This window comes from Nocardia sp. NPDC051911, assembly GCF_040681035.1.
Lineage (GTDB): Bacteria > Actinomycetota > Actinomycetes > Mycobacteriales > Mycobacteriaceae > Nocardia > Nocardia sichangensis.
The window spans coordinates 116,729-142,111 of the sequence record NZ_JBFAXY010000016.1; the positions used below are offsets into that span (position 1 = coordinate 116,729).

General features: G+C 70.7%; 21 protein-coding genes. 16 read left to right on the forward strand and 5 right to left on the reverse strand.

Annotated elements, in window-relative coordinates; all coding sequences use genetic code 11:
* Position 1: 1 nt before the first annotated feature.
* The 4 genes from AB0L97_RS21065 to AB0L97_RS21080 all read right to left on the reverse strand — a co-directional run bounded on the left by AB0L97_RS21065 (position 2) and on the right by AB0L97_RS21080 (position 4,699).
* Positions 2-1,225, reverse strand: a complete 1,224-nt coding sequence (locus tag AB0L97_RS21065; RefSeq protein WP_364432012.1) for an RtcB family protein — start codon at positions 1,223-1,225, stop codon at positions 2-4.
* Positions 1,226-1,316: 91 nt separating this feature from the next.
* The gene (locus tag AB0L97_RS21070) at positions 1,317-2,396 is read right to left on the reverse strand and encodes an amidohydrolase family protein (RefSeq protein WP_364432015.1); all 1,080 of its coding nucleotides are present in this window, start codon (positions 2,394-2,396) and stop codon (positions 1,317-1,319) included.
* Position 2,397: 1 nt separating this feature from the next.
* On the reverse strand, positions 2,398-3,768 hold the full coding sequence (locus tag AB0L97_RS21075; protein ID WP_364432018.1) for a glutamine synthetase family protein: 1,371 nt from the start codon (positions 3,766-3,768) through the stop codon (positions 2,398-2,400).
* A 52-nt stretch (positions 3,769-3,820) separates the two neighbouring features.
* Positions 3,821-4,699: a ribokinase gene (locus tag AB0L97_RS21080; RefSeq protein ID WP_364432021.1), complete on the reverse strand. Its 879-nt coding sequence runs from the start codon at positions 4,697-4,699 to the stop codon at positions 3,821-3,823.
* A gap of 99 nt (positions 4,700-4,798) precedes the next feature.
* Here AB0L97_RS21080 and AB0L97_RS21085 point away from each other — a divergent pair, with 99 nt between their 5' ends.
* From AB0L97_RS21085 to holA, 15 genes are all read left to right on the forward strand, one after another.
* Positions 4,799-6,064 (forward strand): glutamate-5-semialdehyde dehydrogenase, encoded by a 1,266-nt coding sequence (locus AB0L97_RS21085; protein WP_355072337.1) that lies wholly within the window; start codon positions 4,799-4,801, stop codon positions 6,062-6,064.
* Positions 6,065-6,154: 90 nt separating this feature from the next.
* Complete coding sequence (locus AB0L97_RS21090; RefSeq protein ID WP_355072339.1) at positions 6,155-7,036, forward strand: MoxR family ATPase; 882 nt, start codon at positions 6,155-6,157, stop codon at positions 7,034-7,036.
* 3 nt (positions 7,037-7,039) lie between these two features.
* On the forward strand, positions 7,040-8,467 hold the full coding sequence (locus AB0L97_RS21095) for a VWA domain-containing protein (RefSeq protein ID WP_364432026.1): 1,428 nt from the start codon (positions 7,040-7,042) through the stop codon (positions 8,465-8,467).
* 8 nt (positions 8,468-8,475) lie between these two features.
* Positions 8,476-8,817 carry an MmcQ/YjbR family DNA-binding protein gene (locus AB0L97_RS21100; RefSeq protein WP_355072343.1) on the forward strand — a complete coding sequence of 114 codons (342 nt, stop codon included), beginning with the start codon at positions 8,476-8,478 and terminating at the stop codon, positions 8,815-8,817.
* A 49-nt stretch (positions 8,818-8,866) separates the two neighbouring features.
* Positions 8,867-10,717 (forward strand): HSP90 family protein, encoded by a 1,851-nt coding sequence (locus AB0L97_RS21105; protein WP_364432030.1) that lies wholly within the window; start codon positions 8,867-8,869, stop codon positions 10,715-10,717.
* A gap of 2 nt (positions 10,718-10,719) precedes the next feature.
* Complete coding sequence (locus tag AB0L97_RS21110) at positions 10,720-12,672, forward strand: hypothetical protein (RefSeq protein WP_364432033.1); 1,953 nt, start codon at positions 10,720-10,722, stop codon at positions 12,670-12,672.
* A 115-nt stretch (positions 12,673-12,787) separates the two neighbouring features.
* Complete coding sequence (gene nadD, locus AB0L97_RS21115) at positions 12,788-13,429, forward strand: nicotinate-nucleotide adenylyltransferase (RefSeq protein ID WP_355072347.1); 642 nt, start codon at positions 12,788-12,790, stop codon at positions 13,427-13,429.
* A 94-nt stretch (positions 13,430-13,523) separates the two neighbouring features.
* Complete coding sequence (gene rsfS, locus AB0L97_RS21120) at positions 13,524-13,937, forward strand: ribosome silencing factor (RefSeq protein WP_355072349.1); 414 nt, start codon at positions 13,524-13,526, stop codon at positions 13,935-13,937.
* The gene (locus tag AB0L97_RS21125) at positions 13,931-14,593 is read left to right on the forward strand and encodes a histidine phosphatase family protein (RefSeq protein ID WP_356966599.1); all 663 of its coding nucleotides are present in this window, start codon (positions 13,931-13,933) and stop codon (positions 14,591-14,593) included. Before rsfS ends, AB0L97_RS21125 begins: the two co-directional genes overlap by 7 nt.
* 796 nt (positions 14,594-15,389) lie before the next feature.
* Positions 15,390-16,085 (forward strand): diglucosylglycerate octanoyltransferase, encoded by a 696-nt coding sequence (gene octT, locus AB0L97_RS21130; protein ID WP_355072959.1) that lies wholly within the window; start codon positions 15,390-15,392, stop codon positions 16,083-16,085.
* Positions 16,086-16,088: 3 nt separating this feature from the next.
* On the forward strand, positions 16,089-16,931 hold the full coding sequence (locus tag AB0L97_RS21135) for a DegV family protein (protein ID WP_355072350.1): 843 nt from the start codon (positions 16,089-16,091) through the stop codon (positions 16,929-16,931).
* An 82-nt stretch (positions 16,932-17,013) separates the two neighbouring features.
* Positions 17,014-17,499 (forward strand): GNAT family N-acetyltransferase, encoded by a 486-nt coding sequence (locus tag AB0L97_RS21140; protein WP_355072352.1) that lies wholly within the window; start codon positions 17,014-17,016, stop codon positions 17,497-17,499.
* A 588-nt stretch (positions 17,500-18,087) separates the two neighbouring features.
* Complete coding sequence (locus AB0L97_RS21145; protein ID WP_364432040.1) at positions 18,088-19,008, forward strand: helix-hairpin-helix domain-containing protein; 921 nt, start codon at positions 18,088-18,090, stop codon at positions 19,006-19,008.
* The gene (locus AB0L97_RS21150) at positions 19,005-21,767 is read left to right on the forward strand and encodes a ComEC/Rec2 family competence protein (protein WP_364432043.1); all 2,763 of its coding nucleotides are present in this window, start codon (positions 19,005-19,007) and stop codon (positions 21,765-21,767) included. The genes AB0L97_RS21145 and AB0L97_RS21150 overlap by 4 nt, the downstream gene beginning before the upstream one ends.
* A gap of 149 nt (positions 21,768-21,916) precedes the next feature.
* Complete coding sequence (holA, locus tag AB0L97_RS21155) at positions 21,917-22,888, forward strand: DNA polymerase III subunit delta (protein ID WP_364432046.1); 972 nt, start codon at positions 21,917-21,919, stop codon at positions 22,886-22,888.
* A gap of 234 nt (positions 22,889-23,122) precedes the next feature.
* On the opposite strand, the gene AB0L97_RS21160 is transcribed toward holA, so the two are convergent.
* Entirely contained in the window at positions 23,123-24,193 is a 1,071-nt protein-coding gene (locus AB0L97_RS21160) for an aldo/keto reductase (RefSeq protein ID WP_364432049.1), read from the reverse strand.
* Positions 24,194-24,318: 125 nt separating this feature from the next.
* Here AB0L97_RS21160 and AB0L97_RS21165 point away from each other — a divergent pair, with 125 nt between their 5' ends.
* Positions 24,319-25,383, forward strand: a complete 1,065-nt coding sequence (locus AB0L97_RS21165) for a helix-turn-helix domain-containing protein (protein ID WP_355072361.1) — start codon at positions 24,319-24,321, stop codon at positions 25,381-25,383.

Sequence of the window (25,383 nt, forward strand, 5' to 3'; positions counted from 1 at the left end):
TTCAGCCCTTGACGCAGAGCACCTGGTGCAGCGTCGCGACCACGTCGACCAGGTCCCGTTGTGCCTCGATGACCTCATCGATGTCCTTGTACGCGGCCGGGATCTCGTCCACCACGCCCGCGTCCTTGCGCGACTCGACGCCCTCGGTCTGGGCGATGAGGTCGGCCACGGTGAACTGCCTCTTGGCCGCGTTGCGGCTCATCCGCCGTCCCGCGCCGTGCGAGGCGGACTGGAAAGAAGCCGGGTTCCCCTTGCCGCGTACGACATACGAGCGGGTGCCCATCGAGCCGGGGATCAGCGCGAGATCGCCTTCCCCCGCGCGCACGGCCCCCTTGCGGGTGACCAGCATGGGCACGCCGTCGACGATCTCCTCCGCCACATAATTGTGGTGACAGCTTATCGGCTGCTCGAAACGCACTCCGCGATCGGCGAATTCGGCGGCGACCGCACGGCAGACCAGGGCGAGCATCACCGCGCGGTTGCGCGCCGCGTACTCCTGCGCCCAGGTGAGGTCGCGCCGGTACGCCCGCATCTCCGGCGTGCCGGAGACGAAGACCGCCAGGTCGCGGTCGGGCAGATCGACGTTGTGCGGCAGCGTGCGCGCGATCGCGATGTGCCGCTCGGCGAGTTCCTTGCCGATGTTGCGGCTGCCGGAGTGCAACAGGATCCACACCCGGTCCTCCTGGTCCAGGCAGACCTCGATGAAGTGGTTGCCGCCGCCGAGCGTGCCCATCTGCTTGTGCGCCTTCGACTCTCGTGCCTGAACCCGGCTGTCCAGCGCGCCGAACGAACCCCAGAACCGGTCCCAGCCCGCGCGCAGCGCCGCAGTGCTCGCGCCGAGGCCCGCGACCTGGCCGCCGAGCCGGGTGACATCGACGGCGTCGTGATGCGCCTGGAAGCCGACCGGCACCGCCGCCTCGATGCGCGACCGCAGCGAACGCAGGTTGTCGGGCAGATCCGCCGCGGTGAGATCGGTGCGCACGCTCTCCATGCCGCACCCGATGTCCACGCCGACCGCGGCGGGGGCCACCGCGTCCTTCATCGCGATCACCGAGCCGACCGTGGCCCCCTTGCCGAGGTGCACGTCCGGCATCACGCGGACGCCGTGGACCCATTTCAGCGCGGCGATGTTGCGCAGCTGCTGGAGCGCGGCCTGCTCGACCTCGTGCTCGTCGGCCCACATCAGCGTCTGCGCCTTGGTGCCGCGCAGCTCGACGGGAAACATGGTGTCGATCCTTCCGTTGGTTATGCCATCAACGGTAGGTACCGAGGACACCCGGCGCACCCGAATATTCGACCGCCCGGAATGGTGGCGGTCAGCCGGCCGCCTGCTCGAACCGTGCGCGATAGACGCGCTCGGCGTTCCCGTGGGCGATGGCGCTGACCAGGGCTTCGGCGTCGGCGGTGGTGATCGCGTCGTCGGCGAGCCACTCGTCGACGAGCTTGCCGAGACCGCGCCGCCAGAGCAGGGCGCCCAGGTAGTGCAGCTCTGGGAGCCCGTAGCCGTCGGAGGAGTAACACAGCGCCCGGAACGGAGCCAGCTCCAGCGTCTCGGCCAGCACGGCCCCGGCCCGCTGTCCCACATAAGGGATGGTCAGGCCCAGATCCAGATGGACGTGCTCGAAGACGTGCGCGAGGTAAGCGGCATGGCGATGGAAGGGCCAGCAGTGCAGCAACATCACCGACAGCCCGGTGCCCGCGGTCCGGCGCAGGAAGTCGGTGAGCAGCAGCGGGTCGCCGTGCCGCAGGCGCAGGTCCGGGTCACCGAATCCGGTGTGGAATTGCAGCGGAAGACCTAGTTCGGCGCCGATGCGCGCGCCGAGGCCGACCAGCCAGCCGAGGACGTCCGGATCGGTGAGCCGGTGCTCGGGCGCGAAACTGGTCGGCGGGTGATCCCGCGGCGGGAAGTCCAGACCGCACCGGTAGGCCACGATCGTCTTCAACCCGACGGCGCCGACCGCCCGAGCGCGCAGCTCCTCCTCGATCCGCTCGTACACCCCGGACACCGCGCCGACCTGCGCGACGACTTGCTCGGCCACTTCCTCCAGCCGCACCACCTCGCGCACCTCCCCGCCGGCCAGCTCGATGAAATCCGCTGTTCCACCACCGATTCCGGTGTCCAGAAACCATCGGGTCACCCCGGTGGCGCGCAGCAGCCGGGCGGACACCTCGCGCGCGCCGAGCCGGGCGCGATGACGCAGGTAGACGTCCGGGCCGACGTGGGCGGGCAGATCGAGCGCGGGGGCACACCAGCGGCGCACGGCGAGCCCGATCGCGGAATCGAAACTGCCGCGCGCGCCTTCCCCGAGCAAGCGCTCGAAGCCGGGCCGATCCAGGTTCTCGGTGTACACCCCGTGGCAGTGGTGGTCGGTGAGCCGGACACCGTCGGTGAGCATGTCAGAACCGCCAGCGGGTCAGGGCGACCAGCTCTTCGGCGCTCGCGGCGGCGTACCGCTCGGCCTCCGCGCGGCGCACGGTGAGCAGCGAGTCGTGTAGTTCGACGCCCATGGCGTCGGCGAGCACCGTGGACGCGGCGAGGTGGTCGGCGGCTTCGGACGGGGTGGTCGGCAGGCGGCGCACATTCGATACCATGCGTGCCTCGGCGTCGAAAGTCGCTGGATCACCGGTGATTTCGACCGGAAGGCGCAACTGTTCGGCGACACCGGCGAGCCCGGCGGCGATCACCGACCCGACGATCAGGTACGGATTGCCGGTCGCGTCGAAACATTTGATCTCGGCGTTGGCCGCCCACGCCTCGGTGCCGCGCACCCCGGTGACGAACCGTAGCGCGGCCTCTCTGGTCTCGTGGCCCCAGCACTGCCAGACTCCCGCCCAGCGCGACGGCTCCGACCGCAGGAAGCTCGCCGGATTGCCCGCGCCGACCGCGACCAGCGCGGGCAGTTCGCGCAGCACTCCCGCCAGGAACGCCTCGCCGGTCCGCCGCATGCCGTGCGGGCCGTCGCCGTCCGCGAACAGCGGTCCGTCCTCGTCGGTCACCGACAGGTGCAGGTGCGCTCCGGAACCGGCGCCGCCCGGTTCGATGCACGGGGCGAGCAGCGCCCGCCTGCCGTGCCGCGCGCTCACCTGCCGGATCGTGTGCCGGACCAGCACGGCCTCGTCGGCGGCGGTGACCGGCTCGGACGGTTCGACCGACAACTCCAGTTGCGCGAGGGCGTATTCGGGATGGAACTGGGCGACGGTGACGCCTTGGCGCTCGAGTGCGGCGACCAGGTCGGCGGCGTAGTCGGCCACCTGCCCGAGCCGCACCAGTCCGTAGGCGGGGCCGTGGATCGCGGGTGTGAAGTCGTCGGTGTCGTCGGCGCGGCCCACCGCCCATTCGGTCTCGAACGCCATGGACAACCGCAGTCCGGCGGCCTGCGCCGCAGCCGTCTGGCGTGCCGCGAAGTGGCGCTGGCAAGCGGCGAAGCGGGTGCCGTCCTGGGTGTATTTGTCCGTGGGCGCCCACGCCCAGCCGGGCTGGCAGGCCAGTTCGGTGAGCATGCTCAGATCGGGGACGAGTCGCAGGTCGCCGTCGGGCCCGCCGAGATAGCGCCCGATCGCCATCAGGTCGTCGAAGGCGAAGGTCTCGAAGCACGGCGACACTCCGACGCCGTACCGGGACGCTCGGTCCAGCCGCTGGCTGGGGACGGTTTTCACGCGCGTGATGCCCGCGTTGTCCACGAAGCTCAGCGCGACCATGGCCGCGTCCAGCCGCTCGATCGGCGCGGTGTCGCCCTCGGCGGGGATGCGATCCGGCGTGGTGGCCATGCCCATCACGATATCGGCTCGGGCGCAGCGGGAGCCGCCGCGGCGCGAGTCGTCACTCCGCGGCGAGGGCTGCGGTGATCTCCTCGCGGGCCGGGATCGAACTGCTCGCGCCCAACCGGGTCGTAGCCAGCGCCCCGGCCGCGCAAGCCCAGGTCAGCGCCCATTCCGGCCCCCGATGCCAGGCTGCGGCCAGCGCACCGGTGAAGGCGTCGCCCGCGCCGGTGGTGTCGACGACATCGACCCGCGGGCTGGGCTGGGACAGGCGGGCGCCGTCCGGTCCGCGATAGTCCGCGCCCGCCGCCCCGCGGGTGACGACCACGTGCGCGACGGTGTCCAGGTCCGCGCCCAGTTGCTCGGCCTCGCCGGAATTCACCACGGCGACATCGATATTCGTCCAAAGATCGGCGGGCAGCGGACGGGCGGGCGATGGGTTCACCAGCACGGTGGTGTCGTGCGCGCGGGCGTGGCGGGCCGCGGCGGCGATCGTTTCGACCGGAATCTCCAGCTGGCACAACAAGATATCGGCGGCCGCGATCGCCGCCAGGTCGTCCTCGGTCAGCTCGGTCATCCGCGTGTTGGCGCCTCCGACGACGATGATGCTGTTCTCGCCGTCGTCGTCCACCACGATCGTGGCGATGCCGCTCGGCCCGGCGACCGTGCGCAGCCGGTCGGTGAACACCGCGGCGTTCGTGAGCGCCGCGCGCAGTTCGCCGGCGAAGACGTCGTCGCCGACCGCCCCGAGGAAGTGGACCTCGCCGCCCGCCCGCCGCGCAGCGATCGCCTGATTCGCGCCTTTCCCGCCGGGCACCATGGCGAAGCCGTTGCCGAGGACCGTCTCACCGGGGACCGGTCTGCGTGCGGTCGTAGTGATCAGGTCCATGTTGACGCTGCCGAGCACCACGATCGCGGGAGCGTCCGATTCGACCGTCATATCGCCGGACGGTAGTCGCCCGGCCCGGGTCGCGCACGTGACCGCGCCCGCGTCGCGGCGGGTGGGATCGGCGGTGTACCCGGTGCGTAGGCTGTACCCATGACGGTAGGAACGACCACCCAGCCTGATGTTCGCGAGGTGGTGCACGAGGCCGCGCGCAAGGCCAGGGTCGCGTCGCGAGCCCTCGCCCCGCTGACGACGGCGCGGAAGAACGACGCCCTGCACGCCGCCGCCGACGCGCTGCTGGCCGCCGCCGATCGGGTGCTGGCCGCCAATGCCGAGGACATCGCCGCGGCGCGGGCCGCGGGCACCGAGGAGTCACTGCTGGACCGGCTGCGGCTGACCGAGCCCCGCATCGACGGCATCGCCTCCGGGTTGCGTCAGGTGGCGGGACTGCCCGATCCGGTGGGTGTGGTGGTGCGCGGCTCGACGCTGCCGAACGGCTTGGAGATCCGGCAGGTGCGAGTGCCGCTCGGCGTGGTCGGCATGGTGTACGAGGCCAGGCCGAACGTCACCGTCGACGCGTTCGGGCTCGCGCTCAAGTCCGGTAACGCCGCCCTGCTGCGCGGCTCGTCCTCGGCGGCCCGCTCCAACGCCGCGCTCGTCGCGGTGCTGCGCGAATCGCTTGCCGCGCAAGACATCCCGGCCGACGCCGTGCAGTTGCTGCCGAGTGAGGACCGTTCCAGCGTCACGCATCTGATCCAGGCCCGCGGCCTGGTCGACGTGGTCATTCCGCGCGGCGGCGCCGGGTTGATCAACGCCGTCGTGCGTGACGCGCAGGTGCCGACCATCGAGACCGGTACCGGCAACTGCCACGTCTACGTGCACGCCGCCGCCGACCTGGACATGGCCGAGCGGATCCTGATCAACGCCAAGACCCGCCGTCCCAGCGTGTGCAACGCCGCCGAGACCGTGCTGATCGACGCCGGGATCGCGGACACGGCGCTGCCCCGGCTCACCGAAGCGCTGGAGCGTTCCGGCGTCACCATCCACGGCGACCTGCCCGGCCAGGTTCCGGCCACCGAGGCCGACTGGGGCGAGGAATACCTCACCCTGGACATCGCGCTCAAAGTGGTCGACGGCCTGGACGCGGCGGTGGAGCACATCAACACCTGGGGCACCGGCCACACCGAGGCCATCGTCACCGGCGACCTCGCCGCGGCCCGCGAGTTCACCAGCCGGGTCGACGCCGCCGCCGTGATGGTGAACGCCTCCACCGCGTTCACCGACGGCGAGCAGTTCGGCTTCGGCGCCGAGATCGGCATCTCCACCCAGAAGTTGCACGCTCGCGGCCCGATGGCGCTGCCGGAGCTGACCTCCACGAAGTGGATCGTCTGGGGCGAAGGACAGATCCGGCCCGTCTGACCCGCGTGCGCGGCGGCCACGGCCGAGGCCGAGTCGGCATCGGCGACGCGCTGCCGTAGCGTGGGGGACGGTTCGGAAGGAAGGTGCCGGGTGGTGTCGGAGAGCGCAGTACAGGAGCCGATCTTCACGTCGGTGGACGACGTGATCGAACGGTTGGCCAGCACGGGCTACCTGGCGGACAAGGCCACCGCCACCTCGGTGTTTCTCGCCGATCGGTTGGGCAAGCCGTTGCTGATCGAAGGACCGGCGGGTGTCGGCAAGACCGAGCTGGCGCGCGCGGTCGCGCAGACCTCGGGCGCCGAGCTGGTGCGATTGCAGTGCTACGAGGGCGTCGACGAGGCCCGCGCGCTGTACGAGTGGAACCACGCCAAGCAGATCCTGCGCATCCAGGCCTCCAGCGAGAACGACTGGGAAGAGACGAAGGCCGACGTCTTCACCGAGGAGTTCCTGCTCTCGCGCCCGCTGCTGACCGCGATCCGGCGCACCGATCCCACGGTGCTGCTGATCGACGAGACCGACAAGGCCGACGTCGAGATCGAGGGCCTGCTGCTCGAGGTGCTCAGCGACTTCGCGGTGACGGTACCGGAACTGGGCACGATCACCGCCAGCCGCAAACCGTTCGTGGTGCTCACCTCGAACGCCACCCGCGAGCTGTCCGAGGCGCTCAAGCGTCGCTGCCTGTACCTGCATCTGGATTTCCCGGACGAGGAGCTGGAGCGGCGCATCCTGGCCAGCCGGGTGCCCGAACTGTCGGCGGCCGTCGCCGCGCAGCTGGTGCGGATCGTGCACGTGCTGCGCGGCATGCAGTTGAAGAAGCTGCCCTCGGTCGCGGAATCGATCGACTGGGGTCGCACGCTGCTGGCGCTCGGCCTGCGGGACCTGGACGACACCACCGTCCGAGCGACGCTCGGTGTGGTCCTCAAACACCAGAGCGACCACCAGCGCGCGCTGGCCGAACTGAAGCTGGCCTGAGCCATGGCGACCGGGCCGGTCCCTGCCGAAGTCGCGGCACTGAGCGCGCCACACGGTATTCCGGGACATCTGGTCGGGTTCGTGGAGGCGCTACGGGCGCGCGGGATACCGGTCGGACCGTCGGAGACGGTGGACGCGGGCCGCGTGGTGACCGTGCTCGACCTGATGGACCGTGAGGTCCTGCGGGAGGGGCTGGCGTGCGCGTTGTTGCGGCGCACCACCCACCGCGCGACCTTCGACGGGCTGTTCGACCTGTGGTTCCCCGTCGCCGTCGGGCAGCGCGCCGTGAGCCAGGACGAGCTGGAGATCCCGCACACGCCCTCGGGAGACGTGGACATCCCGGCGCTGCGCGAACTGCTCGCGGAGTTGCTGGCGCAGGAGTCGGCGACCCAGCAACTGGAGGCGCTGGCCGCGCAGTTGGTCGAGCAACTCGGCCAGTACCAGTCCGCCCGCGGTCCGTCTTTCTCGTCGTACCAGGCGCTGAAAGAGGTGCAGCCGCAGACGTTGCTGGCGAAGATCCTCGCGGGCATGGCCCTCGGGCCGAACACGAGCGAGTTCGACTCCGAGATCGCCCGCCGCGCCGCCCGGCAGCGCATCGCGGGCTTCCGCGCGACCGTCGAGGCCGAGACCAGGCGGCGCGTCGCCGAACGGATCGGACGCGAACGCGTGGCGAGCTACGGAGTCGCCCGGCAAGCCGAGGAGGTCGACTTCCTGCGCGCCTCCGAGGCCGAACTCTCCGAACTCAAGCGCGGTACCCAGCGGTTGGCCCGCATCCTGGCTTCGCGTCTGGCCGCGCGTCGCAGGCACGCCCATCGCGGAGCCATCGACCTTCGCCGCACTCTGCGCGCGTCCATGTCCACGGGCGGCGTGCCCATCGACCTGGTGAACCGCAAGCCGCGACCGGGCCGCCCCGAACTGGTTCTGCTGTGCGATGTGTCGGGCTCGGTGGCCGGCTTCAGCAACTTCACGCTGCTGCTGGTGAGCGCGCTGCGCGAACAGTTCTCCCGGGTGCGCATCTTCGCGTTCGTCGACCAGATCGACGAGGTGACCCGGTTCTTCGATCCGCACACCCAGCTGGACCGGTCGATGACCCGGATCTTCGGTGAGGCGAACGTCGTCGGCCTGGACGGGCACTCCGACTACGGCAACGCGCTGGCCGGGTTCGCCAGGGACTTCCCGGACGCCGTCACCAGCCGCAGCTCGCTGCTGATCCTCGGCGACGCCCGCACGAACTACCGTGACCCGGAGCTGAACACCCTGCGGTCGCTGGTCGAGGTGGCCAAGCACGCGCACTGGCTCAATCCCGAACCGCGCAACCAGTGGGGTTCCGGCGATTCCGCGGCGGACAAGTACCGCGACGTGATCGAGATGCACGAATGTCGTTCGGCCAAACAACTCACCGCGGTGGTTTCGCGGCTGCTACCGGTGTAGGAGACGGCATGGACGATGCCGCGCTGCTGAGCTACTGCCTGGCCAAGCCGGGCGCCTGGCAGGACGAACCGTGGGAGGGCGACGTCGTCGCCAAGGTCGGCGACAAGATCTTCGCCTTCCTCGGCGCGACATCGGTCGGCCTCAAATGCGGGCGGACCCGCGAGGAGGCCGACGAACTGGTCCGGGTGTACCCGGGGGACGTGGCGGCGTCCGCCTACATCGGGCGGTACGGCTGGAACGTCATCCAGTTCGGCGGCGCGGTCTCGGATAACGAACTCTACGAGCTGGTCGATCTCTCCTACGAGGCCGTCGTGCGCAAGCTGCCGAAGAGCAAGCGCCCGACCGCCTGAAAGGGTTCGTTAAGGGGATCTTTGGCGTGCGCCGACAAGATCGGCGGCCATGGGGAACAGAACGCCGGACGATCCGGTGGCGGTGCACAACAACTATTCGTTTCAGGTCGATTTGCGCGGGATAGTCGATCTGCTTTCTCATCACCTCTATTCGAGTCCGCGGGTCTATCTGCGCGAGCTGTTGCAGAACGCCGTCGACGCGGTCACCGCACGTGTTCGGCTCGATCCGCTGGCTCCCACCGGAATTCGGCTCTCCGTGGACGAGTCCGGGCTGCGGATCAGCGATCCCGGTGTCGGCCTGACCGACGCCGACGTGCACCGGTTCCTCGCCACCATCGGCCGCTCGTCCAAACGCGACGACATCGAAGGCGCGCGACGGGAGTTCCTCGGACAGTTCGGAATCGGGTTGCTGGCCTGTTTCACGGTCGCCGAGACGATCCGGGTCGTCACCCGATCGGCCGCCGACCCGACCGCCTCGCCGGTCGAGTGGCTGGCCCGCGCCGACGGCACCTACTCGGTGCGCTCACTCGATCGAGGCGAGTACGCGCAACCGGGCACGACGGTGTGGCTCACCCCGCGCGGGGGAGCCGGGGAGTGGTTCCGGCCGCAGCGGGTGACCGACCTGGCACGCGAATTCGGGTCGCTGCTGCCCTACGAGGTGACGGTGGAGTCGGACGGTGCTGTGACGACGGTCACCGAAGGCGTTCCGGTCTGGCGCCGCGCGTATCCGTCGGCGCAGCGGCGCAGGGCCGCCCTGCTCGACTACGGTCACCGGACGCTGGGCTTCGTCCCGCTCGACGCCATCGAGCTCGATGCCGGTGCGGCAGGCGTCAGCGGTGTGGCCTATGTCCTGTCCCAGCCGGGCAACCCGTCCGACAGCAGTGCGCATCGGGTGTACCTGAAGGGCATGCTCCTGGGTGACGCGGTGCGCGGCGTGCTGCCGGATTGGGCGTTCTTCGTGCGCTGCGTGCTCGACACCGACACGCTGCGCCCCACCGCGTCGCGGGAGGGCCTCTACGAGGACGAGCGGCTCGCCGTCGTGCGCGAGGTGCTCGGAGACCGGATCCGGGACTGGCTCACCGAGATCGCCGCCGAACAGCCGCAGCGGCTGGCCGCGTTCCTGTCCGTGCACGCACTCGGCGTGAAGGCGATGGCGAGCCATTCCGTCGAACTGCTGCGCATCATGCTGCCCCATCTGCACTTCGAGACCACCGACGGGCGCGTGCCGCTCACCGAGTTCGCCCGCCACCACCGCACCGTCCGGGTGACGGCGACGGTCGAGGAGTTCCGTCAGGTGGCGGCCACCGCCGCCGCGCAGGGCATCGGCGTCGTCAACGGCGGCTACGCCTACGACCGGGAGTTGATCGCGCGGTTGCCGCGGTTGCTGCCCGGCGTCGAAGTGGTCGACCTGGACGTAGACGCGATCGCCGCGGCGCTCGACCCGGTCGACCCAGGCGACGAACTGGCGCTGGCCCCGGTGCTCGAACTGGCGCGATCCGTGCTCGACCCGCTGTCGTGCGACGTCATCGTGCGCGCCTTCCATCCGATCACGGTGCCCGCGCTCTATCTCGACGGCCGCGCCGCACGCAACGAACGCGCCAGAGCGCAGACGGCCGGGGACGCCGACGACCTGTGGACCGAGATCCTCGGCGCCCTGGCGGTCGCGACGCCGCGCGCTCGGCTGGTGCTCAACCACCACAGCCCGATCGTGCGCAGGCTGTCCCGCATCGACGATCCCGGCTTCCGGAAGACGGCGGTGGAATCGCTCTACGGGCAGGCCCTGTTGATGACCCACCGCCCGCTGAGCGCGGCCGACACGGCGCTGCTCAATCGCGCCTTCGGCGAATTCCTCGGCTGGGCCACCCAACGTGCCGCCGACCGCGGTGAAGAGACGGAGTGAGCATGGACGCCGCCGAGATCGGCGCGGCGCTGGCGCAGGTCTACGCGCTACCGCACGGCCGGACGCGCACCGAGCGACTGGAGACCCTGGCCGCGGCCGCGCGAACCGGATCGGATCGCGCGCTGGAAGGCAGGGTGCTGCTGGAGCTCGCGCAGTCGTACACCTACGCGGGCGAACGCGATCTGGTGCCCGTCGCCTACGGCAGGTTGCTGCGGATCTACGACGACCACCCCGCCGAGCTGGGCTCGATGACGCACTCGGTGCACTGGTATCTGAAATGGGTGACCTGGGGCATGGTCGGCAACCCCGCGCTGCCGCTGTCCACGATCGATCGCTGGTTCGACGAACTGGACAGCCGCTACCGGCAGCGCGGCTACAGTCCGCGCCCGGTGCTGGCCCTGCGCTCCGAACTCGCCCGCGAGATCGGTGACGCCGCGGCCGCCGCCGCGTGGCTGGAGCAGGCGATGGCCGCACCGCGCGACAGCATGTCCGACTGCGATGCCTGCGAGCGCGGCGAATGGGGTGTGACGAGCGTGTCTCTCGGTGACGACGAGGGCGGACTCGCGCACTGGAAGCCCGTGCTCGACGGCGAACGGACCTGCGCCGAGGAGCCGCACCGCGTTCTGGCGCAGGCACTGCTCCCGCTGGTGCGCACCGGCCGCGTCGCGGCGGCACGCGGCGCGCACCTGACCGGGTATCCGCTGGTCCGGCACACCGAGGACCTGCGTCCGTCGGTGGCGTCGCATATGGAATTCTGCGCGCTGACCGGCAACGAGGCACGCGGGCTGGAAATTCTCACCGAGCACGCGAACTGGCTGGCCGATTCCGGAGCCGACGCGGGCGCGCGCCTGGCCTTCGCCACCGGCGTGTGCGTGCTGCTGCGCAGGCTGGTGGCGCTGCGGCTGGGTGATCTTCCGCTTGCGGAGGGGACGGTGGAATCGGTGCGCGCCCGGTTGGAGGTCGAGATCGGCGCGTTGTGTGCTCGCTACGACGCCCGCAACGGCAACAGCTCGGTCAGCCTGCGCACCGCCGCCCGGCTCGCGGCCGAACCGCTACTGGACCGGTTGCCGCTCGGTTTGCGCAGCACACTGCCGCGCGCCGCGAGCGCGCCGGACAGCGTGCGGGCGGCCGACGACTTCTCCGGCGACCGAGCGACGGAGGTCCGCAGGCTGGCCGAACTCGGTGCCGCCCGGCTCGCCGATACGCCCGAGGAGGCGGAAGCCCACCTGCGGGAAGCGCTGGCGCTCGGTACGCAGGTGCTGGCCGGGGAGGAGGCCGCCCGGCTGGGCGCGCAGCTGGTCATCGCCATCGCGAGCCAGCCGGACCGCGAACTCGATCTGGCCGATGCCGCGGTGCGCGCCGCGGCACGCTGGGAAGGGCTGTCCGAACCGGATGTACTGCATCACACCGTGGTCGCCGCACGCGCGTTCCATCGCGCGGAGCGCCACGGCGAGGCTGTCGCCCTGTTCGAACACGCGCTGCTCAGCGGCGCGATTCCGTATCCGTCCGGCGAACTGGCGGTGGTGCGCGCGCAGTTCGGCCGATCGCTGAACGCACTGAACCGCCACCGCGAGGCCGCGCGGCAGTTCCTGGAGGCGGCACGACTCGTCGAACGCGACCCGGAGCGGACGAAGCTGCACGCCGAGCTGGCGTGGTCGGCCGCCACCGCGCTCGAGTACTGCGGGCAGGACGACGAGGCGGTGGCCGCCTACCAGCGCGCCGCACAGCTGTGGGCCGGGTTGGGCGCGGTGGCGGAGCGGGCGCGTTGCCTGCGGGCGGCGGCCTGGCTGCGCGTGTGCGGCGAAGCCGATCCCGAATCCGGGCTCACCTCGATGCGGACGCTGATCGCCGAGCTGGCCCCGCTGGCGGGCCGGTCGGCCGAGGCGGCGGATGAACTCGCGCGCACCCGCGAGCAGCTGGCCCGGATGCGCGAGATGGGAGACGCCACCGCCTGAGGCGCCGCCGGGCCCGTGTGGCGGGGCATAGTGCGGGCGGGTGTCCCCAGTTCGCCGCCCGCCCCCGCTTACCGGCCCCGTGCGGGCCGTGGGCGACCCGTTAAGCTCGGCAGTCATGCACGAGACAGGTCGGCGCGGCCGCAAGCTCGGGGTGATGGGCGGCACGTTCGACCCCATCCACCACGGGCATCTGGTCGCCGCCAGCGAGGTCGCGCACCGGTTCGACCTGGACGAAGTGATCTTCGTCCCGACCGGGCAGCCCTGGCAGAAATCGCACAAGCAGGTCAGCCCGGCCGAGGATCGGTACCTGATGACCGTCATCGCGACCGCGTCCAACCCACGGTTCTCGGTGAGCCGTGCGGACATCGAGCGCGGCAAGGTCACCTATACCGTCGACACCCTGCGGGAGATGCGATCGGCCCATCCCGGCGCCGAGCTGTACTTCATCACCGGTGCGGACGCGCTGGCCAGCATCCTCACATGGCAGGATTGGGCAGAACTGTTCGAACTGGCGAAGTTCGTCGGGGTGAGCCGTCCGGGGTACGAGCTGAACATCGATCATCTCGAGGAGCATCTGCGGGATCTCCCGCCGGATGCGGTGACCATGGTCGAGGTCCCCGCGCTGGCGATCTCGTCGAGCGAATGCCGTCGCCGCGCCGCCGAGAATCGGCCGGTGTGGTACCTCGTCCCCGACGGCGTGGTGCAGTACATATCGAAGCGGCACCTGTATGTGCCCGGAGCAGCGGAAGGTAGCTGAGCGTGAGCGAGCGCAGCGAAGGTGCGGGCATGAGCGAGCGAACGATCCCCACGGCCGCGAGTGCCGTCCCGCCGAGCGCCCGGGGGGTGCAGGCATGACCGCGTCGACCGAGTCGGTGGAGATCGCGCAGGTCGCCGCGCTGGCCGCCGACGAGAAGCTGGCGTCCGACGTGGTGGTGCTCGATGTGTCGGAGCAGCTGGTGATCACCGACTGCTTCGTGATCGCGTCCGCGCCCAACGAGCGTCAGGTCAACGCCATCGTCGACAACGTGGAGGAGAAACTCCGCGCGGCCGGGCACAAGCCGGTCCGGCGCGAGGGCACCCGCGAAGGCCGCTGGGCGCTGCTGGACTACGTCGACGTCGTCGTGCACATCCAGCACAACGACGAGCGCAATTTCTATGCGCTGGAACGCCTGTGGAAGGACTGCCCCGTGGTGCCGGTCGCCGGTCTCACCGGGGCCGCGCCGGATTCGCGCGCCGCGGCGACGGAGGACGAGGCGCGATCGTGAGCAGACATGCCGGCGTGCGCACCCTCATCCTGTTGCGCCACGGGCAGACCGAATGGAACGCCACCGACCGCATGCAAGGCCAGATCGACACCGATCTCACCGAACTCGGTCGCAGACAGGCCAAAGAGGCGGCACGCGAACTGGTTTCGCGCAACGCCATCGCTATCCACGCTTCGGATCTGCGCCGTGCCTTCGACACCGCGACGGCTCTGGCCGAACACACCGGGCTCACCGTCGTGCCCGACGTCAGGTTGCGGGAGACCAATCTCGGCGACTGGGAGGGATTGACCCACCTGGAGGTCGACGCCGACTATCCGGGCGCGCGCATGGCGTGGCGGCTGGACGCGCGCTACACCCCGCCCAACGGCGAGAGCAAACTCGAGGTCGGGGCGCGGTCGCTGCCGGTGGTGCAGGAGTTGCTGGTCGAACGGCAGGACTGGCCGGGCCGGACTATCATCCTGGTGGCGCACGGCGGGCTGATCGCCGCCCTCACGGCTGCGCTGCTGGACCTGCCGCCGCAGAACTGGCCGATCCTCGGAGGACTGGCCAATACCAGCTGGGTGCAGCTCAGCAGTCACGGCCCGAGCATCGAACAGCCCGGCTGGCGTCTGGATGTGTGGAACGCAGCGGCGAAGGTAGCACCGGATGTCCTCTGAAGAGCCGATCAGATCGGTCCCGGACGAACTGTTCCGTAAGGTCTCGGCGAAGGCCGAACGGCAGTTGCCCGACGCGTTGTTCGGCGGTCCGCCACCGGCTTCCCGCGAATCCGCGGCTACATCCGACGAAGCTTCCGGCGCGGCAGGCGATTCCGGCGGCGGGTCCGAGTCCGGAGAGGAATCCGACTCGGAGTACGACGGATCCGGTGACATCGTCACCAGCGCCGAGCCGCAGGTACACGTCGGCGGCGGCGCGTCGCCCGTCGGTGCCGCGAACGACGCTCCGGAACGGATTGCCGAGTCGGCGGAAACGCTCGGCGAATCGGTCTCCTCGACGGGGGACGGGTCCACTGCAACGTTCGGCGAACCGGTTGCCCCGGCGGCGGACGGTTCCGCAGCCTCTGCGATCGCGGAATCGGTTGGCACACGGGCGGATGGATTCGCCGGAGCACTCGGCAAATCGGTCGCGGTGACGGACGGGGCCGCGGCCGACACAATCGCCGGATCGGATGCCACGGTGGCGGCTGGGTTCGCAGCGGTGCTCGACGAACCGGTTGTCTCGGCGGGTAATGGGTCCGCTGCGGCGCTCGGCGAACCTGTTGCTCCGGCAAGAGAGGAGTCCGCGGCCGACACGATTTCCGCATCGCCCGCGCCGACAGACGCCGTGATCGAGTCCGCGACGCCCGGATCCGCTGTGCCAGGAGAACCTGAACTCGCTGCGCCCGAGTTCGCCGCTGTCGCTCCGGAATCCGCGGGCGCCGACGAACCCGCCGAAACGCGCGAAGCCGGGCGCCCGGTGCTGCTGGTGATCGCCGACTCCCTGTCCTACTTCGGGCCCAAGGGCGGACTGCCTGCAGACCATCCGCGTATCTGGCCGAACCTCGTTGCGGCCGAACTGGATTGGGACGTCGAATTGGTCGCCCGGATCGGCTGGACCTGCCGCGACGCCTATTGGGCCCTGATCGGCGATCCTCGGGTGTGGGCGGCGGTGCCGCGCGCCGGTGCGGTGGTCTTCGCCGTCGGCGGCATGGACACGCTGCCCTCGCCATTGCCCACCGCGCTGCGCGAACTGATCCGCTATGTGCGCCCGCCCGCGCTGCGCCGCGTCGTCCGCGCCACTTACAACTGGCTGCAGCCCAAGCTGTCGAAACTCGGCAGGCCCGTGGCGCTTCCGCCGAAGGTGAGTGTCGACTATCTGGAACAGTGCCGCACGGCTCTGGCGCAGTTGCGCCCTGACCTGCCGGTCGTCGCGGTGCTGCCCTCGGTGCACAACTGCGAGGCCTACGGCCGCGTGCACTCCGGGCGGCCACGGGCGGTGGAGGCGCTGCGCTCTTGGTCGAACCGGACTTCGGTGCCGCTGGTCGACCTGGGGGAAGCGGTGCGCGACAACATTTTCTCCGGCGAGGCGAATCCGGACGGCATCCACTGGGGCTGGGACGGTCACACGGCGGTGGCCAACGCGATGGTCAAGACCCTGCAGGAGGTTCGGTAGTCCGTGGCAGTCGTGGTCGTCACCGATTCGTCCGCCAGCCTCCCTGCCGAACATGTCGACGAGCTGGATATCGCCGTCGTCCCGCTGCACGTCCTGGTCGGTGACCGGGCGATGCGGGAAGGCGTCGACCCGGTCGAGATCGACTATGCCTCCGACACCGTGACCACTTCGGCCGCCTCGCCCGGCGAGCTGCGGGAGGTGTACGAGCGGGCCTTGGAGCGCAGCGGCGGTGACGGCGTTGTCGCGGTGCACCTTTCCCGGCGGCTGTCGGGCACATGGGAGGCCGGTCGGCAGGCCGTGCGCGACATGGACGCCGCCGACCGCGTCCGGCTGGTCGACTCGCTCGGAGCCGGGTTGGCCACCGGGCTGCCCGTGCTGGCCGCCGCCCGGCGTGCCGAGTCGGGAGCGCCGCTGGACGTGGTGTACGACGCGGCGGTGGCGGCCGCCGCGCGGGCCCGCACGTTCATCCTGGTCAATCGCACCGAGCAATTGCGGCGCGGCGGCAGACTGTCGTCGGCGGCGACGTTCTTCGCCAGCGAGCTGGTCACCAAGCCGCTGCTGCAGATCGTCGAGGGACGGCTGGAGCTGCGGGAGAAGGTCCGGACGCGCTCCAAGGCGTACGCGAAACTCGTCGCCGCGGCAGTCGACGCGGCGGGCGAGGACGGCGCCGCGGTGGCCGTGCAGCATCTGGGCGCCGAGGACGCCGCACAGACCATCGCGGGCCAGTTGCGGGAACTCGTTCCCGGCCTGGAAGAACTCATTGTCGCCGAGTTCGGGCCCGCGCTGGCAGTGCATCTCGGGTTGGGGGCGCTCGGCGTGCTCGTCGTCCCCGGCGGGTGTCGCTGAGCGTGTGCGGGTCTTCGGGCGGACAACGATCTCGGTGATCCGAATGCGAGCGCGTCGCCCGGCGTACGGCTAGCGTCGGAGCATGAGTTCCGCGAAGCCGCCGGTCCGTCCTCCGCTCACCGTGACCGCCGTGGACTGGGACCATCCGGACGCGGTGACGTTGCGCGCGGAGATGGCGGCCGAGGTCGGGCCGCGCTACGCGCATCTGGCCAGGCAACTGCCCACGAACCCGAACGCGGTGGATTCCGCCACTGTGCACAGCACTTTCGTGGCGTACTCCGATGGTCCGGTGGGTCACGCCGCGCTGCGGTGGAACGGGGAGGAACTCGAGGTCAAGCGGATGTTCGTCCGCCCCGCGCATCGCGGCTCGGGCGCGGCGGCGCTATTGCTCACCGCCGCCGAGGATGCGGCCCGCGCCGCTGGACGCCCCCGACTGATCCTGCAAACCGGTCACCTGCAACCGGAGGCCGTCCGCTTCTACGAACGCAGCGGTTACCACCGAGTTCCGATCTTCTCGCCGTACGAAGTGCTTCCCCTGTCGAACTGCTTCGCCAAGGATCTGGGCTGAGGCGGACCAGAGCCACGGCGGGTTCCGGCATAGCCGCCACTGTTCCCCGGTGAGTTGTGCACAGGGCCGCGGTTGTCAACATGTTCGTCGAATCCGCTGGTCGGACCGGTCTTTTCGGCGTCTGCCCGCACTACCGTCGCGGCCATGTCACGACAGGACGAACGCGAGCGGGTACGGCGGCGATTGGGTGAGCTGACCGCCCGGGTCGGCGCGAGCATGACGGCCGGTGTCGGCACCGGGAAGGCCGGGCCCGATGCGGAGCACGGACCGTCTGGATGGGAGACGACGCGGTCTGCGCGTAGCGTGCCCGTGGGGGAAACGGGGCAGCCGGATCGTCCGAGCCGCACCGCCATGGCCGCGGCGGCCGTCCCATACCGGCGTCGATCGAGCACGGTCGCACGCCCATCGACTGCGGATGAAAATGCCGCGCGTCCAGTGGGTCTCGGGTGGCAGACGGGCCGGACGCCGCCTGCCGTCCGCCCCGGTCCCCCAGCTGGGGAGACGCGACCCGCACCCGATGCCGGGAAGGTGGTGGATGCCAGCCCCGCCGAATCCGAGGATGAAGAAGGCGACCGCCGGTCGGCACCCGTGAGAAACCACTCCGATGGTGCCGCGCAAACCGGTGGGGCCCGGCCCGCGAGCCGTCCTGCTGCCGCGGGGAAATGGGATCTCGTGCGGCTGCCCGGCCATCCCGCGCCCGACCGGGAGTCCGAAGACGATGTCGGCCGAGTTCGGTCGCCCGGCTGGCTGGAGGAGCCGGTGCCCGGCGCGAATCGGCTGCACTGCCTCGTGCCCGAACGGTTCCGGGGTCTGCGGCTCGATCCGGGGCGTTACGGGGTCCGTACGCTCGCGCTTGTCGGCCTTGCCGCGATGGTCGTCGCCGGGGTGGTCGTGTTCCGCGAACGCCCGATCGCTCACACGGTGCCGCCGTTGCCGATCGGACAGAGCGTCGCCTTGGCGACATCCAGTGCTGCCGCCACGAGCGCGGCCGGAGCGCCACCGCGAGCAGTCGATCCCGGCCCGCCGACGACGGAATTGGTCGTCAGCGTGGTCGGCCTGGTCCACCGCAGCGGTTTGGTTCGTCTCCCCGACGGTTCGCGTGTCGCCGACGCGCTCGCCGCGGCGGGCGGCCCGAGTGAAGGCGCGGACACCACCGGCCTGAATCTGGCGCAGCGGCTGTCGGATGGCGATCAAGTGCAGGTCGGTCCGGCCGCGCCGAGTTCGGGCGCGTCGCAGCAGGGCAGCGGCACGATCGGCGCAGGCGGGCGCCCATCCACCGGGTCCGCCGCCGCGCCGAGCCGTCCGTCGAGCCCGGCGGGCCGGATCGACCTCAACACTGCCTCCGAAGCCGAACTCGATGCTCTCCCCGGTGTCGGGCCGGTCACCGCACGCGCGATCATCAACTGGCGTACCACCAATGGTCGCTTCAGCACGATCGAGCAACTCGGTGAAGTCGAGGGCATCGGCCCCGCCCGCTTGGCGCGGCTGCGTGATCTGGTGCGGGTATGAACGCCGCCGGGTTGCTCGAACTGGTTCGCCGGAAGCTGGGTGCCGATACGGAATCGTCCATGGCCCGCCCGCGCGCCGGAGCCGTTCGAGGTTCGGGGGAGGGCGTCGCGTCGGAGGAGCCCGGCGTCGTTCAGACACTCGACGCTCGCCTGCTGCCCGCCGCTTTGTGCTGCTGGGGTGCGACCATCGTGGCGGTGGCGGCAGGGTGGCGGGCCGGGATCGCGCTGGCGATCGCGTTGACGGTCTCGGCCATCGGGTTGTGGGTGTTGCTGTTGTGGGTGACCGCGCACCGCGGCGAACGCCGACGAGCGGTGGCGGTGGTTGCGCTCGCCGCCGTGGTGCTCGGCGCGGGGTTCGCGGCCGCGGCGGCATGGCGGGAACATCGCGTGGCGACCCATCCGCTGCGGGCTTCGTCCGGGCAGTCGGTGCGTGTGGTGGTCATTCCGACAGACGATCCGAAACCGCTGCGCGCCAAGGTCTCCGGCGCGGACCGTCAATGGGTGGTACGGGCGGATCTGCGCGAGTACCGACGCGGCGGGGTGACGGTACGTGCCGGTGGCGCGGTGGTCGTCCTGGCTTCCGGTGCGGAGTGGGGTGACTTGTCGCCGGGCGGGCCGGTCGAGTTCCGGGCCAGGGTGGAGATGCCGCGCCGATCCGACCTCACCGTCGTCACGCTGCACGCGCAGGGCGCGCCCACTGCCGCCGGACCGCTGCCGTGGTGGCAGCGCGCCGCCGATACGGTGCGCGCCGACTTCGCGGCCTCGGCGACGCGAGCCCTGCCGGCCGACGCCGCAGGGCTGCTGCCAGCGCTGGTCGTCGGCGATACCTCGGCGTTGCCCGAACAGGTGCGCGAGGATTTCAAGATCGCTGGGCTGCAACACCTGACGGTGGTCAGCGGCGCGAATTTCACCATCTTGCTCTCGGTGGTGTTGCTCGTCGTACGCCTGCTGACGCTCGGCCCGCGCGGTGCTACGGCCGTCGCCGCCGTGGCGCTGCTGATGTTCATCGTCGTCACTAGGCCGGACCCGAGCGTGCTGCGCGCCGGCGCGATGGGCGCGATCACCCTGCTCGCCGTGCTCACCGGCCGTCGTAAACAGGCGCTGCCCGCGTTGTGCGCCGCGATCATCGCGTTGCTAGCCCTTTGGCCAGGGCTCGCCGTCGACGCGGGGTTCGCGTTGTCGGTCGTCGCGACGGGTGGCCTGATCCTGTTGGCGCCGAGCTGGGCCGACTGGTTGCGCGCCAGGGGATGGTGGCGGGTGCCCGCCGAGACAGTGGCCGTGTCCGCCGGGGCGTTCGTGGTCACGACGCCGATCATGATCGCGCTCACCGGACAGCTCAGCCTGGTCGCCGTCCTCGCGAACGTGCTGGTCGCCCCGGTCGTCGCGCCGATCACCGTCGCGGGGGCAGCCGGTGCCGCGCTGTCGAGCCTGTGGTCGCCGCCGGCCGACTTGGCGCTGCGCTGCGCGGCACCGCCGCTGTGGTGGCTGTTGTGGGTGGCCCGCCACGCGGCCGCGCTGCCCGGCGCGTCCGTCGCGGTACCGGGTGGCCTGGCGGGAGGTCTGATCGCGAGTGCCGTCGTGGTGGGCGTGATCGCGGCATTGCGCGCTCGCCCGGTGCGGCGGATCGCCGCCGCGGTCGTGGTCGGCGTCGCGGTGGTCCTGGTCCCGGTGCGGCTCTGGCACCCCGGCTGGCCGCCGACCGGCTGGGTCCTCGCGGCGTGCGACGTCGGCCAAGGTGATGGCCTCGCGCTGTCGGTCGGTCCCGGCGCCGCCGTGGTCATCGATGTCGGGCCGGATCCGCGTCCGATCCGGACCTGCCTGGATCGTTTGCGCGTCTCGCGCATCCCGCTGCTGATCCTCACCCACCCGCACGCGGATCACATCGACGGGCTCGCAGGCGCGCTGCACGGCCGCACGGTCGACGCGATCGCCGTCGGCGTCCACGAGCTCGACGTGCTCGCGCCACCCGCACACGATCGGTCGACGCCCGAAGCGGGGCTCGGGTGCGCTTCCGTGCCCGCCACCGCACCGGCCGCGGAGGTGCACCGGCTCAGCGGGTTCGCGAAAGGTCATGCCCGGAACGACCGAATCGTTTCGTTCGGCCGACGAGATGCGCGAAGCCGGTTGCAGGGCAGCCATGATCGCGCCGTTACCGTGCTGGGACATGCGCAAATCGATTGTCGGCCAGTCGGATACGGGGTGCGGAGCCAGGCGCGTCCATCGGGTGACGCGCATGCCGCTGCCTCCGGTCTCACGCGGGTCGCGGCCATCGCCAGGAGCGCGGGAGTGCCGCTGCTGGAATTGTCGGCCGGACATGTTCTGAGTTTCGGGTCGATCGAACTGGAGGTGCTCGCACCGGCAAGGAACGGTCCGCGACCGGTCCGGGGCGCGGAAACCGACGGCGCCAACGACCGTTCGGTGGTCGTCACCGCTCGCACGCCCGCGGGCAGGATTCTGCTCACCGGGGACATCGAGGCCACCGCGCAGCGGGCTCTGATGCACGCCGGAATTCCCATCCAGGCGGAGATCCTCAAACTTCCGCACCACGGATCACGCACCACCACAAAGGAATTTCTCGACGCGGTGCGTCCGCGTCTGGTGCTGGTGAGCGTCGGCGCGGACAACGCCTTCGGGCATCCCGCCCCCACCGTCCTCGCGGACTTGTCAGCCCTCGGCGCGACGGTGGTACGCACGGACCTGGACGGCGACATCGTGGTCTCGGCCGGAGGCGGCCACTTGCGTATGACGAGTTCGCGATGACCGGCGGATCACGCGTGCCGCGACTGCCCCTGGCCGGGGTGGGGTGTCGGTCGTTGACCGTAGGATCGGGCTGTGGACGAGCGCGGCGAATGGAGCAAGGCGGCAGAGCCATCGAGCACGATGCCCTCCGGCGACGAGGAGGCGCCGTCGTGAGCGAGCGGCCTGCGCCCGTGCATCTGGTGCTCGGGGAAGAGGAACTGCTGATCGAGCGGGCGCTGGGCGCGCTCACCGCGCAGGTGAGGGCGTTGGCTCCGGACCCGGACGCGGTGCCGGTCGATCGCATGCGCGCGGGGGACGCGAGTACCGCGGAGCTGGCCGAACTGCTGAGCCCCTCGTTGTTCGCCGAGGACCGGGTGATCATCCTCGAGGCGGCGGCCGAGGCGGGTAAGGACGCGGTCGCGGTGATCACCGAGGCATCGCAGAGCCCGCCCGAGGGTGTGTTGCTGGTCGTTGTGCACTCCGGTGGCGGACGGGCCAAGGCGCTCGCGTCCGCGCTGCAGAAAGCCGGTGCCGTCACCCACGACTGTGCCAAATTGACCAAGGCCGCCGAGCGCGTCGAGTTCGTGCGCGGCGAGTTCCGCAACGCCGGAGTGCGGGTGTCGGGCGAGGTCGTCCAAGTGGTGCTGGAAGCGGTGGGCTCGGACCTGCGTGAGCTGGCCGCGGCGTGCGGGCAGCTGGCCGCGGACACCGGAGGGAAGATCGATGTCGCGGCCGTGCGCCGCTACTACTCGGGCAAGGCCGAGGTCTCCGGGTTCGACGTGGCCGAACTCGCGGTGGCCGGGGATCGCCCCGGTGCGATGGAGGCGCTACGCTGGGCGAACGACCGCGGCGTTCCGCATGTCCTGCTCGCCGACGCGCTCGCCGACTCGGTGCACACCATCGCGCGCGTCGGTTCGGCCGGCCGCGGCGACCCGTTCAAGCTGGCCCAGCAGCTCGGCATGCCGCCGTGGAAGGTGAAGAAAGCGCAAGCCCAGGCCCGCAACTGGACCCCCGCGACCATCGGCTCCGCCCTCCAGGTGGTCGCGACTCTCAACGCCGACGTGAAAGGCGGCGCCGCCGACGCGGGCTATGCGCTGGAACACGCCCTTACCCGAATCCTCGATCTGCACGGCGCGAGCTGATCCGGGTCCGGTCGACCCGTTCCAACGCGTTCGCCGGAGCACACGCTTCAGAGGGTTCAGCCTCGGTCCTGGTTCCCGCTGGGGCAACGCCATGCGGGGCTGGTCACCACCCAACTCGGCAGGTACCCATGCACGGCGGACGGCAGCTCGCCGGAGACCGGCCGCGCCGCCGATCAGGTGCGACCCGATGCGGCGGTGCGGGTCTCGCTTCGCGCCGCCGCATCGGATCGACGCTCAGACGCGCCCGTCGATCTTCAGGTCGCCGAAGGTGACGCTCTGGGTCATGGGGCGGTTGAGGAATTCGTGCGGGAATCCGAGATCCACCGCACTGGCCTGTTCCAGCCTGGCGAGCTGGGTGGCGTCGAACTCCACGTCGAGGGCGCCGAGGTTGTCCTCCAGTTGCGCCGCCGTGCGCGCGCCGATGATCGGCGAGGTGACTCCGGGCTCGCGCAGCGTCCAGGCCAGCGCGACCTGCGAGGGTGTCTTGCCGATCTCGTCCGCGACCTGCTTCACGACGTCGGCGATGGCGAGGCCGCGTTCGGTGAGCGAGCCGTTGGCGGCGGCCACGTTCTTGCGGCTGCCTTCGGGCGAACCGTCCGCCTGGTGGTCGAGGTCGGCGCGGCTGTACTTGCCGGTGAGCACACCGCTGGCCAGCGGTGACCACGGAATCACACCGAGGCCCAGTTCGCGCGCCATCGGGATGAGGTCGCGCTCGACGGTCCGCTCGATCAGGCTGTATTCGATCTGCAGCGCGATCAGCGGCGACCAGCCGCGCAGGTCCGCGATGGTCTGCATCCGGGCGATCTGCCAGGCGGGCGCGTCGGAGATGCCGACGTAGAGCACTTTGCCCGAGCGCACCAGATCGTCCATACCGCGCAGGATCTCCTCGACGGGGGTCAGGAAATCCCAGGCGTGCAAGTAGAGCAGGTCGATGTAGTCGGTGTTCAGCCTGCGCAGGCTGGCCTCCACCGAGCCGACCATGCTCTTGCGGTGGTTGCCACCGGAATTCGGGTCACCCGGACGGCGCAGCATGGTGTATTTGGTGGCCAGCACCAAGCTTTCGCGGTTGTCCGCGGTGAATTCGCCGAGCAGTTGCTCGGAGGTGCCGTTGGTGTACTGGTTGGCCGTATCGATGAAGTTGCCGCCGCGCTCGACATAGGTGTCGAAGATCTTGCGGGCTTCGTCCCGGTCCGCGCCCCAGCCCCAATCGGCGCCGAAGGTCATGGTTCCCAGGGACAGGGGTGACACCCGAAGGCCCGAGCGGCCGAGCAGCCGGTAGGTGTCGAGGGTGCGAGCTCCGGACATGTCCAGCTCCTTGTGTTTTCGCGATGTCTCGTTGCCGGAAGCCAGTCTTCAGCGCAGCGCGAGGACCAGTAAGGGAAGCTTCATCCTGGGAAGGCCAGTCCTAGGCAGCCGTAGGATCGACGGTGATGAGCACCGTGCACCCCACACAGCGCCGCGACCTCACCTCCGGTGGCGGCAGCCCGCGTAACCACGCCGGACCCGGGAGCGGCGCGGAGTCGGCCCAGCGCCGCGATCCCAGGCCTGGCAGCGGCAGCCCGCGTAATCACGCCGGACCCGGGAGCGGCGCTGATTCGACCCAGCGCCGCGACCTCGGGTCCAGCGGCGGGAGTTCGCGCACGCGCGCGGGGTCCGGCAGCGGCGCGGATCGAGTGCAGGAGATGGCCGCCTTCTTGCGGGCTCGCCGGGAGCGGCTGACGCCGGAGGATCTCGGCTTGCCGCAGCGCAAGCAGGCGCGCCGGACGCCGGGGCTGCGCCGGGAAGAGGTGGCCGAACTGGCAGGCGTGAGCACCGACTACATCGTGCGGCTGGAGCAGGGGCGGGGCCTGCGGCCGTCGGTGGACGTGCTGAACGCGCTGGCGCGGGCCCTGTGCTTGAACGACGACGAGCGCGCCTACCTGTTCGATCTGGCGCGACAGCGGCAGCCGGACAGCGGCAAGCCGAGCACGGTGCCCGCGCCCGCACTGGCCATGCTGGTGCGCGATCTGTCCCCGCTGCCCGCGATGCTGGTCAACCACCGCTACGACATCCTGGCCTGGAATCGGGAGATGGCGGCGTTGATCACGGACTTCGGCGCGCTGCCGGAGCGGCAGCGCAACTCCATGTGGTTGTGCCTGCTCGACCCGGGCATGCGAGATTTCTATGTCGAGCGGGAGCGCATCATCCGGGAGGGCATCGCGGATCTGCGCGCGGCATGGGCCGCGCATCCGGAGGACCGGGCGCTGGCCGACCTGATCGCCGAGTTCACCGCCCACAGCGCGGAGTTCGAGCAGGCATGGGCCCGCCACGACGTCCGCGTGCAGGGACGGGGGAACAAGCCGCTGCGGCATCCGGTGGTGGGTCCGCTGGTCGTCAGCTACGAGGTGCTCATACCCGTGCAGGATCCCGACCAGCGGATCGTCATCTACCGCGCTGCCGACGCGGACTCCCAGACGGCGCTCGACCGGCTCACCGCCGACCTGGATACGCGGTGA